This window comes from Bacteriovorax sp. BSW11_IV (assembly GCF_000447755.1).
Classification (GTDB): Bacteria; Bdellovibrionota; Bacteriovoracia; order Bacteriovoracales; family Bacteriovoracaceae; genus BSW11-IV.
Window position 1 is genome coordinate 117,864 of record NZ_AUNE01000027.1, and the last position, 16,493, is coordinate 134,356.

At 37.9% G+C, this 16,493-nt stretch carries 13 protein-coding genes; 7 read left to right on the plus strand and 6 right to left on the minus strand.

What is annotated here, in order from left to right:
- Positions 1-27: 27 nt before the first annotated feature.
- The 5 genes from ricT to M899_RS07965 all read right to left on the minus strand — a co-directional run bounded on the left by ricT (position 28) and on the right by M899_RS07965 (position 5,507).
- Positions 28-1,722 carry a PSP1 domain-containing protein gene (gene ricT, locus M899_RS17660; protein ID WP_021270878.1) on the minus strand — a complete coding sequence of 565 codons (1,695 nt, stop codon included), beginning with the start codon at positions 1,720-1,722 and terminating at the stop codon, positions 28-30.
- An 80-nt stretch (positions 1,723-1,802) separates the two neighbouring features.
- Positions 1,803-2,609, minus strand: coding sequence for a DNA polymerase III, delta subunit (locus M899_RS07950; protein WP_021270908.1), 807 nt, complete (start codon positions 2,607-2,609; stop codon positions 1,803-1,805).
- Positions 2,610-2,620: 11 nt separating this feature from the next.
- Entirely contained in the window at positions 2,621-3,313 is a 693-nt protein-coding gene (gene tmk, locus M899_RS07955; protein ID WP_021270905.1) for a dTMP kinase, read from the minus strand.
- Between the two features lie 49 nt (positions 3,314-3,362).
- The gene (locus M899_RS07960) at positions 3,363-4,526 is read right to left on the minus strand and encodes a DUF4339 domain-containing protein (RefSeq protein WP_021270912.1); all 1,164 of its coding nucleotides are present in this window, start codon (positions 4,524-4,526) and stop codon (positions 3,363-3,365) included.
- A 144-nt stretch (positions 4,527-4,670) separates the two neighbouring features.
- Positions 4,671-5,507 (minus strand): hypothetical protein, encoded by an 837-nt coding sequence (locus tag M899_RS07965; RefSeq protein ID WP_021270844.1) that lies wholly within the window; start codon positions 5,505-5,507, stop codon positions 4,671-4,673.
- Positions 5,508-5,717: 210 nt separating this feature from the next.
- On the opposite strand from M899_RS07965, the gene M899_RS07970 reads away from it, so the two are divergent.
- The 7 genes from M899_RS07970 to M899_RS08000 all read left to right on the plus strand — a co-directional run bounded on the left by M899_RS07970 (position 5,718) and on the right by M899_RS08000 (position 14,726).
- Positions 5,718-7,007: a hypothetical protein gene (locus M899_RS07970; protein WP_021270886.1), complete on the plus strand. Its 1,290-nt coding sequence runs from the start codon at positions 5,718-5,720 to the stop codon at positions 7,005-7,007.
- Between the two features lie 30 nt (positions 7,008-7,037).
- Positions 7,038-8,426, plus strand: a complete 1,389-nt coding sequence (locus tag M899_RS07975; RefSeq protein WP_021270865.1) for a hypothetical protein — start codon at positions 7,038-7,040, stop codon at positions 8,424-8,426.
- 75 nt (positions 8,427-8,501) lie between these two features.
- Positions 8,502-8,732, plus strand: coding sequence for a Flp family type IVb pilin (locus M899_RS07980; RefSeq protein ID WP_021270856.1), 231 nt, complete (start codon positions 8,502-8,504; stop codon positions 8,730-8,732).
- A gap of 128 nt (positions 8,733-8,860) precedes the next feature.
- Entirely contained in the window at positions 8,861-9,931 is a 1,071-nt protein-coding gene (locus M899_RS07985; protein WP_021270929.1) for an OmpW family outer membrane protein, read from the plus strand.
- A gap of 197 nt (positions 9,932-10,128) precedes the next feature.
- Positions 10,129-11,424 (plus strand): thiolase family protein, encoded by a 1,296-nt coding sequence (locus tag M899_RS07990; RefSeq protein WP_021270894.1) that lies wholly within the window; start codon positions 10,129-10,131, stop codon positions 11,422-11,424.
- 13 nt (positions 11,425-11,437) lie between these two features.
- Positions 11,438-13,567, plus strand: coding sequence for a 3-hydroxyacyl-CoA dehydrogenase NAD-binding domain-containing protein (locus M899_RS07995; protein WP_021270874.1), 2,130 nt, complete (start codon positions 11,438-11,440; stop codon positions 13,565-13,567).
- 55 nt (positions 13,568-13,622) lie between these two features.
- Positions 13,623-14,726, plus strand: coding sequence for an ABC transporter permease (locus M899_RS08000; RefSeq protein ID WP_021270930.1), 1,104 nt, complete (start codon positions 13,623-13,625; stop codon positions 14,724-14,726).
- On the opposite strand, the gene M899_RS08005 is transcribed toward M899_RS08000, so the two are convergent.
- A complete protein-coding gene (locus M899_RS08005; RefSeq protein ID WP_021270837.1) occupies positions 14,727-16,277 on the minus strand; it encodes a S1 family peptidase in 1,551 nt (516 codons plus the stop codon).
- Positions 16,278-16,493 lie beyond the last annotated feature (216 nt).

The following is a 16,493-nucleotide window of genomic DNA, read 5'->3' on the forward strand; positions in this document are numbered from 1 at the left end:
AAAAAGGCCAGATAAACTGGCCTTTTTTTATTCTTGTGGTTTGTTTGGTGAGCCGCTTCCGCCCTTATTACCGTCATTGCGGTTTTTCTTATAAGGTCTATTGCGATTGTTTCGATTAGGTCTGTTTCTATTTTGACCACCGGCATCTTGAGCACCTTGTCCTGAATTTTGGGCGTGATTTGGATTTTGTCCTTGTCCCTGATTCGGATTATTGTGGCGGCGCTGTTGCTGATTTCGCTCTTCTCCCTCTCTGTGTGGCCTTTTGAAATTCTTTCTTGGAGCTCCAGAGTTTTGCCCGTCTTGAGATCTGTTTTCTTGAGGACGGCCATCAGGACGATTTCTATTTCGATTATTATTTCTATTGTCGCGATTATTATTGTCGCGGCCACCTTGATCACGCTTAGCTTGGAAATTTCTTTGCTGATTGCGTGGTCTTTGGTTGTTATTGTTTCTATTATTGCGATTATCGTGCTTAGGAGCTTCTGCAATTTCTGGTTCAATCACATCGGCATCGTCGTCGCTATAACCTTCTTTTCTAAATTTACTTGATGCGATGATTTCAGCTTCATCTTCATCATCAATTGATGACGAAGTATCTTCGTCCTCATCATCGTAAGATTCATCTGATTCATCATAAGAGTCATCATACGAATCGTCGTCTTCATCAACTTCTTGGCGGTATTTCTCAAGGCGCAGGGCCTCTTCATCAGTGATTCCAATAACTGTACTTGTTTCGTTAACAATATGTTGGAAAGAGTCAGGAAATACCCAACTTAGTGATGGTTCACAATTTTTATCGTCATATTGCCCTCTAGCATAGCGACGAATTTGTCCACCATCAGTTAGCATGTCAAACTGCTCAATTAGGATATGAAGCTTTAATACTTTTCCAATATCCCCATTTTGAACTTTTATATATGAACCTTCGCGCGGAAGGTGTTCACGCTTTTCAGAGTAAACATCATCTTCATAACGAATACAGCATTTAATTTGACCACAAACTCCGTTAATCTTGCTTGGAATAAGAGCAAGGTTTTGGTTTTTAGCCATCTTGATACTTACGTTTCCGTAATTTGTGAGAAAAGAAGAACAGCAAGTCTGTAGTCCACACGCTCCAACAGCTCCTAGGGCGGCCGCTCTATCGCGTACAGAGATTTGTCTTAGTTCAATTCTCATTTTTAAATCACTTACAAGCTCTTTTACGAGTTCACGAAAGTCAACTCTGGCAGGGGCCGTAAAATAGAATACGGCCTTTTTCCCAAATTGAATGAACTCAACGTGTGTGAGATTCATTTCAAGGGCATATTTATCAATGAGTCTTAAACAGATTTTCTCAGCATCACGCTCTTTTTTTGCATAACTTTTTTGCTCTTCGATATCTTCTTCTGAAGCCAGTTTCGCAATTGAACGCAAAGGCATAAGATCTTTAGTGAATTGAGTTTCATAAGGAAGAGAGTTGATATAACCAACAGTCATTCCTCTGTCACTCATGGCCAAAACTTTTTGACCGTACAAGAATGCTCTCTTACCAACTAGAAAGGGATGAGATTTTGCATTTCCTGGAAATCTAACGCGAATAAGTCGAACTGAGTCGCCCTCTTTAAAGCGGCTTTCGTTAGATTCATTGGCACTGTCTTCGTTCGTATCGTTTTGTTCTGGTTGCGTATCTTCTAAAACCTCTTGAGACGAGGTGTTTTCATTATTTTCTGTATTATCTTGCATTAAAATTCCACTATTTTTTATTTCTTAAAAATAAAGTGTGTAAGGTTAAATAATCGAATTATTGTGCTCAAATGTCCAGTTTAAACAGCAATTTTGTGCAGTATATTTAAAATGGCCGTGATTCTTTGGGACTCTGAGTTATGAAAGGTTAGTGAGCGCTCAGTCCACTGCATAATTTTTTGAATATCATTGAGAATGGTAAAATTGTCGGTGTTTGAAATGGCCCATGTTATAGCATGTTCAAAAAACTTTCTTTCTAAGATTTTATTGCCCTTAGTATATTCATAAAACTTAGATTCATAATGTAGGTGCTCTTTTTCTATTTCTGTAAAATCTTGTTTCGATCTGAGGTAATTATAAAAGCTCTCACCCTTGGCCGAATCATTATCTTCCTTGCCAATAAAATTAAATGTTATGGCCCTACTCTCTATTGTCGGCAGTAGACGAACTCCCGTAGGTTCCAGAAAAATTATTGTTGTATTTTTACTTGGTTCTTCTAGAGTTTTTAGGAATTTATTTAGAATAACTTCACTTAAAAAAGTAGCGTCATTTATTATGGCAAAGCGGTGTTTCATTTCGAAGTTGCCATATGTATGAAACTTTAAAAAATCAGTGATGGCCTCATCATTTAATGTGTAATTCTTGGCCCTTTCATTTTCATCAATATAAAGAATATCTGGGTGTCCACCATTGATAATATTGAGCGAGCTTTCCACAGTTATTTTTTTTTCATCGGCGATGACAGCGCTTAAGAACTCTTTTGTCATATCATTTAAAAGAGAGCGCGCATTCTCGCTAGGTCGTGTTCTGAAAATATAGAAATGGGACAAAGTACGATTGTCCCATTTCTTTTTTAGAATTTGTTGTAAAGTTTGGTTGTGACTCATATCCCAAGATCCTATTGCTTGTGATCTTGTCCTTGTACCAGCTCGTCAATTTTAGAGCGAATGGCCAGATAAACTTCTTCAAGAGATCTCTCTGAATTGATAACTTGAATTCTGTCTGGAAAAAGTTCACTTGCTGCGTCGTAACCTTTGATAAGTTTTGAGTGGAAGTCTTGATTTTCCGATTCAAAATAATCTTTTGGATTGTTACGGATTTCTTGGCGGTGCATAGAAGTTTCTAATCCGATCTTCAAATATAATGTTAAGTGAGGCACTAAGTGTAGTGGAAAGAGGTTATGGGCCTCTAGCACTTTTTCAATCCCTAGGCCCCTGGCCACACCTTGGTAGGCAATTGTGCTGTCGATATATCTATCGCAAATAATAATTGTATTAGGCACAGAAAGCTCGCTAAGTACAACCTCTGTTAGAAGTTGAGCTCTCGCTGAAGCGAAAAGGTAGGCCTCTGCTACAGGGTGAATTTTTGATGTTGTATTGAGGATGGCCTGACGCAACTTCTCACCATAAGGTGTTCCGCCTGGTTCTCTTAGAACAAGAACACGGAAATTCTTCTTTTCCAAATATTCCGTGATAAGTTTAATTTGTGTTGATTTACCAGAGCCTTCAATGCCTTCAAAGCTGATGAAGAATGAACCTGGGAATGCTGGTGGACGAAATTGTGTTAAGAGTTCTTTACTAATATTTTCCATGACATAAATCTATCATAGAAAAAAAGGGTTTCGCACCCTTTTTCTTAATTTAGAACTCTTGTTCTTTATCGAAGAGTTCATCTTCATTGACGCTAGGTGTACGTGCATCAATTGGCTCAGCATCAATTAACTCTTCAGCTTCAATAACTGGGTCCATAGTATCTCTTGGAATTTGACCACGCATCTCGTCGTCTTCTCCCTCACTATAATAGCTCTCATCTGAGGCCATGGCGTCGTCTTCCATTTGTCTTTTCTTATAATTTTTAAAAGTATCAGAATCTTTAAATGGTTTGATTCCACGAGTAACAGTAGGAGGTCTTCTTACTTTATTGTCTACGCGTTCAGCTCGAATTGGAGTTGGCTCTTTCGATCTAGATGCGGGAATTCGAGTCCCTTCAAGTTTTGCTTTTGGTGCTTTGAAGCCTTTTTCTATTGTGACTTTATTACTTGGCGTCGTATTAGATGTTCCTTTAAAAAGGAGGATCGCAATACCTGCTAGTGAGGCCACTAGTAACACGGCCCATGGCCACTTTGTTGTTTGCGCACTCGTTTCTTCCGAACTGTGGTCTTCTTCAATAATAACAGGGCCATTAGAAGTCGCTTTTGTATCATTTGGATGATGTGTAAAAGCAAGACCTACCAGAGCATCTTCTTTCTCTGATTTCTCTCGTGCAAGTTGTAAAATTTTACTTTGATCGGCAACGCTCGCAAGGGGAGCACCGATTTGATGAACATTGGGAAGAGATTTATTTGTGAGCTTTCTTCTATCGAATTGGTTGAAGTGATAAATCTTATTCCAAGATTGTCCTTCGTCAGTTGAGATTTCATCAATATGTAAAATTGTTTTTTCACTCAAGAGTTCGTTGATTTTATCTTCTGTAAATGGGCCTTGCTTTTGACCTTCAACAAGAAGGTAATAAGTCATGGCGCTGTCGTTTACATTCTCAACTAGCTGTGGCCTTCTTCTTTGGAAATAGGGGTGAGTGACAAATTCAGTCCATTCATTTTGAGTAACATTTTTAATTTCTATTTCAGATAGATTGTAGTCAGAATCTTCAAGAAAATCTTTTAACTCTTTTCCAAGAAACGGACCTATGATTTCATCGTCCATTTTAATTTCGAAAATATTTTCAATAGGAAGATTCCCATTTTCAATTTCATTTTCATTTAAAATTAGATTTGTAAGTTCTGTCTTTTTTAATGCTTGTCCCATATGAAATCATCCCCAACTGGTTTGATCTTCTTATCGACAAAAGCACAAATTTTTAGAGTTTTTCTTATAATAACGGGTGAAAAAGGCAAATTTTGACCAAAAAAAAGGCCGGATAAACCGACCTTTTTTGTATTGAATTTCGAATTAGAAAATTGGTAGTGAAACAAGTGTTCCAATTGCAGCTTCTTCTGTCCACTCTGGTCTGTAACTTGAAAATAGGTTACCGTCAGTAGTGTTAAGAATATACCCTTCATAATAAAGAGATACAGAAACTCCTGAGTTGAAAGCATAGTCTAGAGATAGAGTTGAAAGAAGGTACTCAGTGTTCTTCTCTGCATTGTCATATCTGTAGCTGTAGTAAGTATTTGTGTAAGATACACCAAAATTGTCATTGAATTGGTATCCGTGACCTAGTGATGCTGACCATACGTGAGTAGCTGCACCAGTTGTCTTAGAATCAGCATTTCTGTTGTAAACTAAAATAAATGGAGTTGAGCTTAGAGAGTATTTTCCAAAAGTTTTAGAGAAAACACCGTAAGCGTAGTGGTATGAATCATATCCTCTAGTTTTTCTTGTATTATCATTCGCAAAGTAGTTTCTTAGCATGAATGAAGCGTTAACACCGTGCTTGTCTTCTGTAAGAATGGCACTTCTAGAGAATCTGAACTCTGTAGTATAAAGTTCTGTATGGTAATCACCTTGAGCTTTTTGGGCCTTGTCGATAGTCGTTCTGAAAATCGGCTTAAGTGTAAGCTTGTGGTATTTGTCGATTTTGTAATTTAAATAAAGATAATGGTCAGTTGTTAAACCGTTAGCACCTTTTGCGCTAATCCAAGCATCGTTTAGGTAGCTCATTGAAAATGGTGACTTTTTTAGCTTGTCCCAAATGTTTGTTGAAGTTGTTGATGTTGCTGAGTCCTCAGCGTGGGCCAGTGAGCCTAGAACCATCATTAGTCCAAATAGTAATCCCTTAATTTTCATTCTCTCTCTCCTCAAAATAATCTTCCCAAAAATTGTCTAGATGCCATTGTTTACCAGAAAACTAAACTTTGTCGACTATTTTTGCGGTGAATCATGACGGAAATACTCAAATGTAAGAAAATGTCAAAAATTTTACTGTTAGAATTTAGTTAGTCTTAATAAATTGACGACTTACACCCAAAAGGTGACACTTTGATACTAAGGATGGCCATGAAATTTTTATATTTATTTGTCACAGTGAGTCTTTTTCGCCTTGTTGGGCTTATTTTATCAGGCCTTAGCTTCTTACATCCGTTTTTGAAAACGCGTAAGGAGTTTGAAAGTCGTAATAATGAAGAGGGTTGCATACCTTTTCATCGCCAAGGCGTTCGTGCCCATATCACTTTTCATGTCTCAAGCGAAGGGGAGCTGGAACAGGTTCGTCCTCTCATAGATTCTTTTATTCAAAGAGCAAAACGCATTGAAATTCTTTATACAAGCCCAAGCGTTGAGGCGAAGATAAAAAGGCTTCACGCCGAACATCCCGAGTATATTCGTTATTTGCGTTTTTGCTTTCTGTGCAATTTTCGCGATTGGCGACCATTTAATTGGATTACGAGCGAGCACTTTATAATGGTTCGCTATGACTTTTTTCCTGAGCTTTTGCTGATGTCTCGCTTTTGTGAGCGCACAACTCTTTTATGGGCCTCTCGAAAAGGGAAGAAAGAAGAATTCACATTATATGACAAGCTCATCTATAGCTTTTTTACTCATATTGTACCCGCCACGAACAAAGATGAAGAGCTATTTAAAAAAGAGTTCGACACCGTTGAGCACACATTTGATTTTCGCGTTTTGCAAATAGATAAGCGTGTGCAAAATGCTTTTGCGAAGTTGGATGAGGCCACTCTTTTGCCCTTGGTTCATTTTATTGAGGCCAACTTTTCACGTGAAAATCGTATCGTCTACGGCTCAGCATGGCCGGTGGACAGTGCGAGCTTGAGCGGTGAGTGGATCTCGAAAATTCATAGCAAAGAAAAATTTCTTTGCCTGTGTCCTCATAAATTGGATGAGAAAAGTTTGGATGAATTGATCACTTCTTTGAAAGAGAAGAATGTGAATTATTATTTAATAAATAAGAAAACAGATCTTACTCATATTTTGAAAGAATATGAGAGCTCTCCTGGTGTTATGATAAATGCCGTTCCTGGTGTTTTATGCGAGTTCTATACGATCTTTGGGAAGGCCTATGTTAGCGGCGGCTTTGGTCGCAGCATTCATTCTGTCTTAGAGCCTTATCTTGCAGGGTGCTTTGTCTTTTGTGGACCGCGCACCCATCGATCGACTGAATTTGATTTAATCTTAGAAAACGATCAAAGTGCAATTCATGTGGCCAGTGAATTGAATGAGCTTTATCCTTTGATGATGCAAGTGGACGATAAAGTTTTTGATGCTGATAAGGTTAAAAGTTTTGTCGAGTCTTATCGCCAGAGGTATGATGGCATAGTAATGTCTTTATAAGTATTTTTTAAGCATTTTGGAGTTAGAGCGTTGTTAGTTAAAAACTTTGATCTCGTTATTGTTGGAAAAAGTTATTTGTCAGTTCTTCTGGCCATGAAGCTTATTAAGCGCGGACAAAAAGTTCTTCTTCTTGATGATGAGAGAGTGGAAATAGGAACTCTATTTAGTGATTTCTTTGGTCCAATTGAAAAGAAGTTCATTGAATCTTGGGCCAGTGACAATGCCATGGAGTCATTTTCGGATATTGAGAAACTTCTCACTCCAAAACCTTATTCATTTGTAATTGAAAATAAGAGAATTCGCTTAGGTCGCACACCATCGGCAAATTTTTATGAACTTTATAGAAAGCTCAATTCACTTTTACCACTTTCTAATGATGAATTTACTAAGCACGTCGGCACAGAAGAAGCGCGAGAGCTCTTTGATAGTGAATTCTATAAATTAACTGATAGGATCGGAAAATCTTCATATTTTTTTAAGAGTTTACAAGGTCTAAATATTGATGGTCTTTTGGCCATGTGTCCTAAAGGAATTGTCGATCTCTATAATGCTTTTTCAAAAGTTGTTATTAAAAGAGAAAATCTTAGTGAGAAAGATTTATGGTTTTTAAAATCATTTCTTGTTATGACAAGAGGTCTATTTCACAAGTGTGTCGATTCTAAATTAAATGAAACTGAAGCGTTTCATCTTCTTCTTTGTCTTTTGTCTCCTAGTTATGAACTTGATCACGAGAAGGCCTTAGAAGAGATTATTCCTGTTTTTGAAAATGCAGGGGGAATTTATAAACGCTGCCAATTGCGCGAATGGAAATTTCATAATTCTAAACCCTGGTCTGTAGAACTTTCTAGTTATGAAGGTATTGTTCATCCAGAAAAAATTGTTTTTATTGGCGGTGACCTTACACAAATGCCAGTGACTCTTAACGAAAGAGGCAAGACGCTAAAGGATATCTGTGTTGAATGGCATATAGAAGGTTTACCTGACCCGTTATTGGGCGAGCGAATCTTCTTTTCGCGTGTCGATAAGATGGGAACTGATATCCCTCTTTGGTGTGCTGATGTTGAAGAGGGGAAATTAAATTTTAAAGTTTTTTCTCTTTATGAGAAAGGTTCAAAGATATCATTTATTAAAGATCATTTACGCCAGAGTTTAAAAGAAGATTTATCTCTACTTTATCCTGAAGTTGGTTCTTTTCGAATTCGAGAGAAAATTTCATATGGAAAAGAGCTATGGCCATATGATCTAATGAGAACTGACAAGAGAAGTTGGTTTCCAAAAAAGGTTTCACTCTTCGATGGTTCTAGACCAGGAGTGAATGAAAAATTGAAAAACGTTCATTACTTCGGACCAAGAAGACAAACACCTCTAGGTTTACTGAGTTCTTTAATGGATCTCAATGAGATGCAGCAGTTTATTTAGATTTCAGTTTTGAAAAAGTACGTCTTCTAAGGGAAAAAGCTTTTAACATTTTTATTGTTTGCTACAATAATGAGTATGTTAAATCGCGCGCGTTCAAAACAAATATTCAAAGGACAAGAAGGTCAAACGGCCGTGGAGTACATCTTATTAATAGGTGTCGTCGTCATTCTTTGTCTTTCAATGATGAAAATTGTTAAGGAGCGCATGGTGAGCACAAATTGCACGGGCAATAATCAAAGTATTGTTTGTGGTCTTATGAAGATTGCAACCCCTCAAAATTACAAGTATTTTAACATCAGTCGTTAGTCAGAATTTGTCTTCTAACTGTCTAAAATCTTGACACCCTATGAAATTAATACCCAAAGGGGCGCAGTGCGTCATTTTTTCAGATATAAATATACCCAAAGAAATAAGACCTGAAGAAGGAGAAAAACATGAAAGCAATTAACTTTAAAAAAGGGGCATCATCATTGCTTCTTTTGGCCACACTGGCCACACCAGCATATCAAGCGCTAGCGCAAGAAGATATGTTGCTAAATGAAACAGATCAGATTTTAAACTCTGATCAAATTGACATTGACGGTATTTATAACCAAAAGCCTAAACCATCGGCGGCCGATCGCATGGCGAAGATGAGAAAGCAGTTAGAGCAAAAAACTAACGAGATGGTTGATAAGAAAATTGAAGATGAAAGGGTTAAGGCCGAGGCCGAACTAACTAAGAAGCTTCAAGATGCATTCCAGCGTGGATTTAATGCAATGGAAGGCGATACTGTAACAACAACTCAAGCGGCCGTTGCTCGTGTTGAGACTAAAGTTGCAGAAGCTCCAACAGATAGAAAAAGTAAAATCACTTTGAGTTCAGGAATCAATGCTATTACTGGCAACACAATTGATGTTGAAAGTAATTTTGGTATTAATCTGAACGCAGAGACTATGGTTCACGACAACATTTCAGTTGGTCTGGGAATCGGATATTTAAAAATGGACGCTACTGATATTGGTCGTTCAAGTTACTATTACGGACAAGAAGTTAACTACTCTAGATTAACTATCGAGGCCAATAGTAAGTTCTTTATGATTAATCACGGTGCGTTTAGACCATATGCTGGTCTTGGACTTGGATATAACAGAGCGAGCTTAAAATATAGCAACTCAAATAATATCTATGGTGCAAATGGTTACTATAATAACAACAGTTATGCTTACAATAATCCTTATTACTACAATAGTGGATATAGTACACAACCACTGTACAACTACCAAGATGGATTCTCATCAAGCTACCTTTCTGGATCAGCTATGATTGGATCGGACATTGTAGTTGCAGACCGATTTGGAATTAACCTAGAAGTTAAGTACACTAAGGCGCTTACTTCTGGTTACGACAAAAATCTTGGAACTCAAGGTTTAAGTCAAGACGAGGGTGATTTAAGAAATATCTCTCGCCAAATTGAAGACGCTGATCAGTTCTCTGTTGGCGCAGGTCTTTCATTCAGATTCTAATGTAGGTCATTCCTACGAGTTTTTTCTTCATGGTTTTTTTCTTCAAATAAGGGGAGGCGCAAGTCTCCCTTTATTATTTGATCAGAGTGGTTGGTTAGTCAGTTGTGTCTTTTTATTCCCCTTCGTTTTTCTTTCTTTTCGAGTGCTTTTCCTTTAAAATTTTTGGCAAGTGAATATAAAAATTTTAAGGAGTCACTATGTCACTTCGACCAGTTTACATTGTAGAGGCCGTGAGAACACCACAGGCCAAGGCGGGAATGGATCTAAAAGACGTGGCCGCGCCCTATTTGGGGGCCTATCTTGTTCGTCACATTCTAGACAATACTGATATTCCAAACGATGGCGTTGATGAAGTTATCTTTGGAAACACGGGAACTCCGGCAAAATATCCTAATATTGGGAGAGTTATTGCCCTTGAAGCAGGTCTTCATAAGAAGACAAGTGGTTACTCAGTTCATAGAAACTGTGCTTCTGGCCTTGAGGCCGTAAGCCAGGCCTATTTAAAAATTGCTAGCGGTCGATCTGATGTGATCGTTGCTGGTGGTGTTGAATCTATGTCACAGATGCCTCTTATTTACGGAAAAGAGATGACTGAACTTTTCGTAAAAGTAATGAAGGCGAAGTCTGTAGGTGAAAAACTAAAAGCACTTTCTGCGTTTAGACCTCCTTTTCTGTCTCCTGTAGTTGCTATTGAACAAGGGTTAACAGATCCTTTTTGTGGTCTAAATATGGGACAAACAGCAGAACTACTTGCGCGTGAATTAGGAATTTCTCGCGAAGAACAAGATATCTATGCTAACAACTCTCACCATAAGGCCGTAGCGGCCATGGAAGCGGGACGCTTCAATGATGAAATCGTTGCTCTCGCAATTGGTGGAAAATTACAAAAGCTTTTAAGCACTGATGTTGGCCCTCGTGCAAACTCAACTGTTGAAGGTCTTGCAAAAATGAAGCCTTATTTCGAAAAGAGATCAGGTACAGTGACTGTTGGGAACTCGTGTCCAATCACTGATGGTGGTTCGGCCCTTCTCTTTGTTTCCGAAGAAGCACTTAAAAAATATAATCTAACTCCTGTTGCAAGAATGGTTGATTACCACTTCCATGGATTAGAGCCTGAGCGTATGGGGATGGGTCCTCTTCACGCTATGGATGGAGTTCTTAGAAGAACTGATCTAACACTTGATAAGATGGATCTTGTTGAAATCAACGAGGCCTTCGCTGCACAAATTATTGCTGTTAGAAAAGGTCTAACTGATAGATCTGTTGCAGACAAGTTTGGAATTGAAACTCTGTGGGGGGAAATTCCTGATGAGAAACTTAACGTAAATGGTGGAGCGATTGCTCTTGGACACCCTGTCGGATCAACTGGTTCACGTTTAGTTGTAACGCTTTTACACGAACTGAAAAGAAGAAAGGCAGGCTACGGTATTGCCTCTCTTTGTATTGGTGGTGGTCAAGGTGGAGCTTGTATTATTGAGAATCTAGTAAAGTAGTAAAGGATCAAATATGGCCTATAAAAGAATAAGTTTTGAAGTAGAAAATAAAATTGCTTATATCGGATTTGGTTACAATTGTGACAAGTCGATGACAACATTAGATGAAGAAACTTTGGGTGAACTTCGTGACATTATCGAAGAGCTTCACACAAAGCAAAAAGAGCTTTCAGGAGCAATTTTCTTCACTCACAAAGACCGTTGTTTTATTGCTGGTGCAGATATTAATCTTATTGCCGCAATGAAGACTGAAGCAGATGGTGCTTACGGTGCAGAACAAGGTCAGTCGATCTTTAATCGTTTAGAGGATTTGAAAATCCCTACAGTTGCTTGTATTCATGGTGTTTGTCTTGGTGGAGGAACTGAGTTTTCTTTGGCATGTAAGACGATTCTTATGTCAGATGATAAGGGAACAATCATGGGTCTTCCTGAAGTGAAGCTTGGTTTGATTCCTGGATTTGGTGGCACATATAGAATGCCAAAGAAAATTGGTCTTCCAAATGCCCTTGATCTTATCCTTTCTGGAAAGACTGTTAATGCAAGAAAAGGTAAACGTCTAGGTTTAGCGGCCGCGGTATATCCAAAAGAGCGCTTAAAAGCAATGGCGCCAGAACACTTTAAAGGTGAAGAAAAGAAACAATCTTTTTCTGAGTCTCTTGGAAATTTAGCTGCTGATAATTTTCTTGCTAAGAAAATTATTTTTCAAAAAGCACGCGAAGGTGTTCTAAAGATGACAAAGGGATTCTACCAGGCCCCACTTAAAATTCTTGATGTCATGGAAGCGGGGATGATGAAAGGCAGAACAAGCTATCTTGCGAGTGAAGCTGAGGCCTTTGGAGAGTTATGTGTTTCTGAGCAATCAAAGAACTTGCAGCATATTTTCTTTATGACTGAAAAAGTTAAGAAATACTCTGGTAAAAAAGGTGAAGGAAAAGTTCCTCGTTTTGAACGTGGAGCATGTCTTGGTGCAGGAACGATGGGTGGTGGTATTGCATGGCTTATGGCCAGCAATAATATGGCCCCTATTATGAAAGATTTAACTCCTGCTGCACTGGAGCTAGGGCTTAAGCAATCATCTTCAAACTTCATGGGTGCTGTTAAAAGAAACAAAATGACATTTGAAGAGTTTGAAAAAAAGCAGCGTTCAATCGCATGTCAACTTGACTACAGAGGTTTTAAAAAGGCCGATCTATTAGTTGAGGCCGTTGTTGAAAATATGGATATTAAAAAGAAAGTTTTTGCTGAGGCAGAAAATTATGTACGTGAAGATGCTGTTTTGACTTCTAATACTTCATCTTTATCAGTTCAAGAGATGTCTACAGCTCTTCAAAGACCAGAACGTTTTGCTGGACTTCACTTTTTCAATCCTGTTCATAAGATGCCTCTTGTTGAAATTATTACCCACGATAAAGTTGCACCTGAAACTGTTGAGGCACTTTACAACTGGGTTTTAAAGGCCAAGAAAACTCCTGTTGTTGTAAAAGATGGTCCAGGATTTCTTGTGAATAGAATTCTTATGCCATATATGAATGAAGCAGGCTTTCTTCTAGAAGAAGGTGTTGCAATGAAAGATATCGAAGATGCATGTTTAAATTTCGGTATGCCAATGGGTCCATGTCGTCTTCTTGATGAAGTTGGTATTGATGTTGGTGAGAAAGTTGCGAAGATTATCTATGTTGGTCTAGGAGAGAGAGCTAAATCAAGCAATGTTTCACATATGCTAGTTGAAAAAGGTCTTCTTGGTAGAAAGACTGACAAAGGTTTTTATCTTTACGATGAAAAAGGTAAAGTGACTGGCGTCAATGACGAGGCCATGGCCATTCTACCAAAGCCAACTAAGAAAATGAGTGAAACAGAAATTCAAATGAGAATTTTCTTACCAATGATTAATGAAGCATCTACTGTTCTTGCTGATGGAATTGTTACTACAGCAGAAGAAGTTGATTTAGGACTAATCTTTGGTATTGGTTTTCCTCCATTTAGAGGTGGATTACTTCGTTACGCTGACACTGAAGGATTAGATAATTTAATCGCCGCTCTCGATAAATTCGCTGCTAGTGTTGATAAAGATAGATACGGCGCCAGTGAGTTTATGAGAAAGCTTGCTAGTGAGAAGAAGAAGTTCTACGAATTCAATGTTTAGTTATTTTAGTCGATATTTTATTTCGCATATATTTAATGCCAAGACTCGTCAACGATTGCTACTTTTAGCAATCGTTGGCCTATTTCTTTCTAGCTTCGCACTTCTTGTGCTTCAGTCTACGATGGGTGGCCTTCAGCGCAACAGAATTGAGCGCTCTAAGGCCATCTTTGGTGATGCCACGATTGTGCTTCCTAAGAGTAATATTGGCCTTCAAAATCAAGTTTTAGACTTTGCAAAAGAAACAGGTCTAGATTTTTCTGTTGAGTATGAAATTGAATTATTACTACAAAATGGAAGTTATCTCTCTCCTGTAATTGTTCACGCGATTTCAAAAGATCATTTCAGACCTGGCTTTTTGAAAGGGGCAAAGTTTAACGGTGCCTTGGTGCCAATTGAATTGGCCTATAAGACTAGATTGAGTGAAATGGATGAGTTAAAACTTATTTCGCCGTCTCATACTGATGTTTTTTTTGGCGAGATTCCGAGAATGGCCCTGACTTTTGTTGAAAGAGTTATTGCGACTGACGATACCGAAGTCGATTCCATGCATTTATGGGTACGTTTACCTCTCATACAAAACGTTATCAAAAAGCGCGATGTTAATACACTTCGCTTTTATGGAAAATTTAATACTGAATCTTTACGTAAGAAACTCGATGAAAAGTTTGCATCAGCTATTATCTTTCAAACATGGGAAGAGAAAAATCAAAATCTTGTATGGGCACTAAATTTAGAAACAGTAGTGATGACTTTTTTATTTACGGGAATGACTTTACTTGTTTCACTATGTATCACATCAGGGCTAATGATTTTTTTCAACAATATCAAATTAGATCTTGCAAGTTTTTGGATTCAAGGGGCCTCAAAGAAATCCATTCTAAGTTTTACAGGCAGAACAATTCATGGGATTTCATTTATTGCTATTTTGAGTGGCCTAGGTTTTGGTTTGATCTTTTTAGAGCTTTTTGACCTGTTTGGACCAGAGATTATGCCAGATGTTTTTGTCGATAGAAAAATTCCAGTCTACGTGAGCTTCAGAGCGATATCTCTTTCTGTACTCATTCCATTTGTGATTTCATGGTTTTTTGCAGAGTTTTCTCTATATCAGTTTAAGAAAGAGAATAATTATCTCGACTATATAAGATCTCTTGGGCGGTAGTTACCACCCAAGAACTTCTTTTACTTTATTTTCTTTTAGTAGAACAATCATCGACTCTAATGCATAAGAAGCACGGATGTTTTGAAGATTGTGCGCGATGGCGGCCATAATTGAAACCAAGTCTTTTTTCTGTGAAGCCGTTAAGTCAAAATTTAATTCAATATTACCGTTGACTGCACTCGCGAAGGTTTTGTATTTATTTTCATTGAAAAGATCTTTTTCAATGTAGTAGCGCCATAGCCCAATCAAGTAATCTGCAGTTTCAACGCCATCTTCCATTATTGTTGTTCCACAAATATCGTGTAAATCAATAATGTAGTATAGGTCACTATAATCTACATTTGACTCTTTTGCATATTTTCGGCAGGCACTTCTATCTTGAAGACCAAGCTCTATAAGCATAGGAGTAAGAGTGTAGTCGAATGTATCAGTGTCTTCATTTGTGTGATAAATGATTTTTAACTTTTCCAAGATTTCCTGGGAAAGCTCAAGTTCGGCCTTTTTATCTGTTCTTAAAAAGCTTGTAATGCCCCAAAGTGTATTTCTTAAGGCCTTCGAATTGTTCGTTGAAGTCTCATCTCGTGTTCTCAAATTGTCGTTTATAAGTATATTAAGTAAATTTGATGCGAAATCGTCATTTGAAAAGTTTCCTAGCCAATAATCAATTGTACTAATTCTTTCATATGATATTTTTCGAGGAAGATTGTCTTGTTGCTCATCTAAAATTCCCATATCTTTGATAATTAGGCCTTTAGTGTCGTCGTAGTCGTAGGGTCCTCTTGCATATTTAATATTGTCCATGATTTTAGAGAGTCGAGTTGCGTAGCCAAAGTGTTCAACTGAACCATCTTTTTTTACAGATGCTTTGTCCCATTTGCTTGAGTTGTATAATCCAATGACTCTATTGGTTTTAAGATCAATAAGAGGACTTCCGCTATTTCCACTGAGGGCCACAGACTTTAGATTAAAACTATCTCCTGACACTCTATCAACATAGGCGCTTCCTTGTCTTAGTGTCGATCCGAAGGGGTGTCCAACGATTGCAAGCTTATCTCTTTCATTGTATCCATGATCACGAACTCCATAGAGGTCTAATTTTAAAAAAGGTACTTTTGTATTTTTCGGAAGTTCGACTTTTATCAAGGCGTAATCTAGTTCATCGTTCGCGGCCAGAAGTTGAACTTTATCATAAACTTCCATTGCTCCACCGAGACGGAAATCTCTAACTATTTTTAAGTTCTCGCACCTCTGGGCACTACAACGATCAAAACCAATAACATGATGATTTGTCATCATAAGTCCATCTTCACTAATGAAAAAGCCAGTTGCACTTCCACCTTCACGATAGAATATTTTCGCGACTGGAGTTCCTATGATCAGCTGTTGCTCAATTGTTGTGTAATCCAAGGGAGTTGATTGAAAAGGGAGCCCCCATGTATTTTCAGTGACAATATTATCTTTGAGTATGATTTTCTCTTCAGTTTTTACTCCACAGCCAACGAGCGATATCAATAATACGGCACTGGCCAGTAACTTTGTTTTTTTACTCATGGGAACCTCATTTTTTTTAGTGAGTAAACTTAACAAGCACTAGGATTGATTTGTAGTGATCGTGTAAAATTATCATCATTAATTGTTTATTTAGACAAAACTGAATTGTCTAAAAAGATGACATGTTAGAATTATCAACAGGGTTAGCAGGAAATTTATCTTCTAATATTCCTATTTTCAGCATCCTATACCCATAAATAAAAGAGAGCTTTTGGC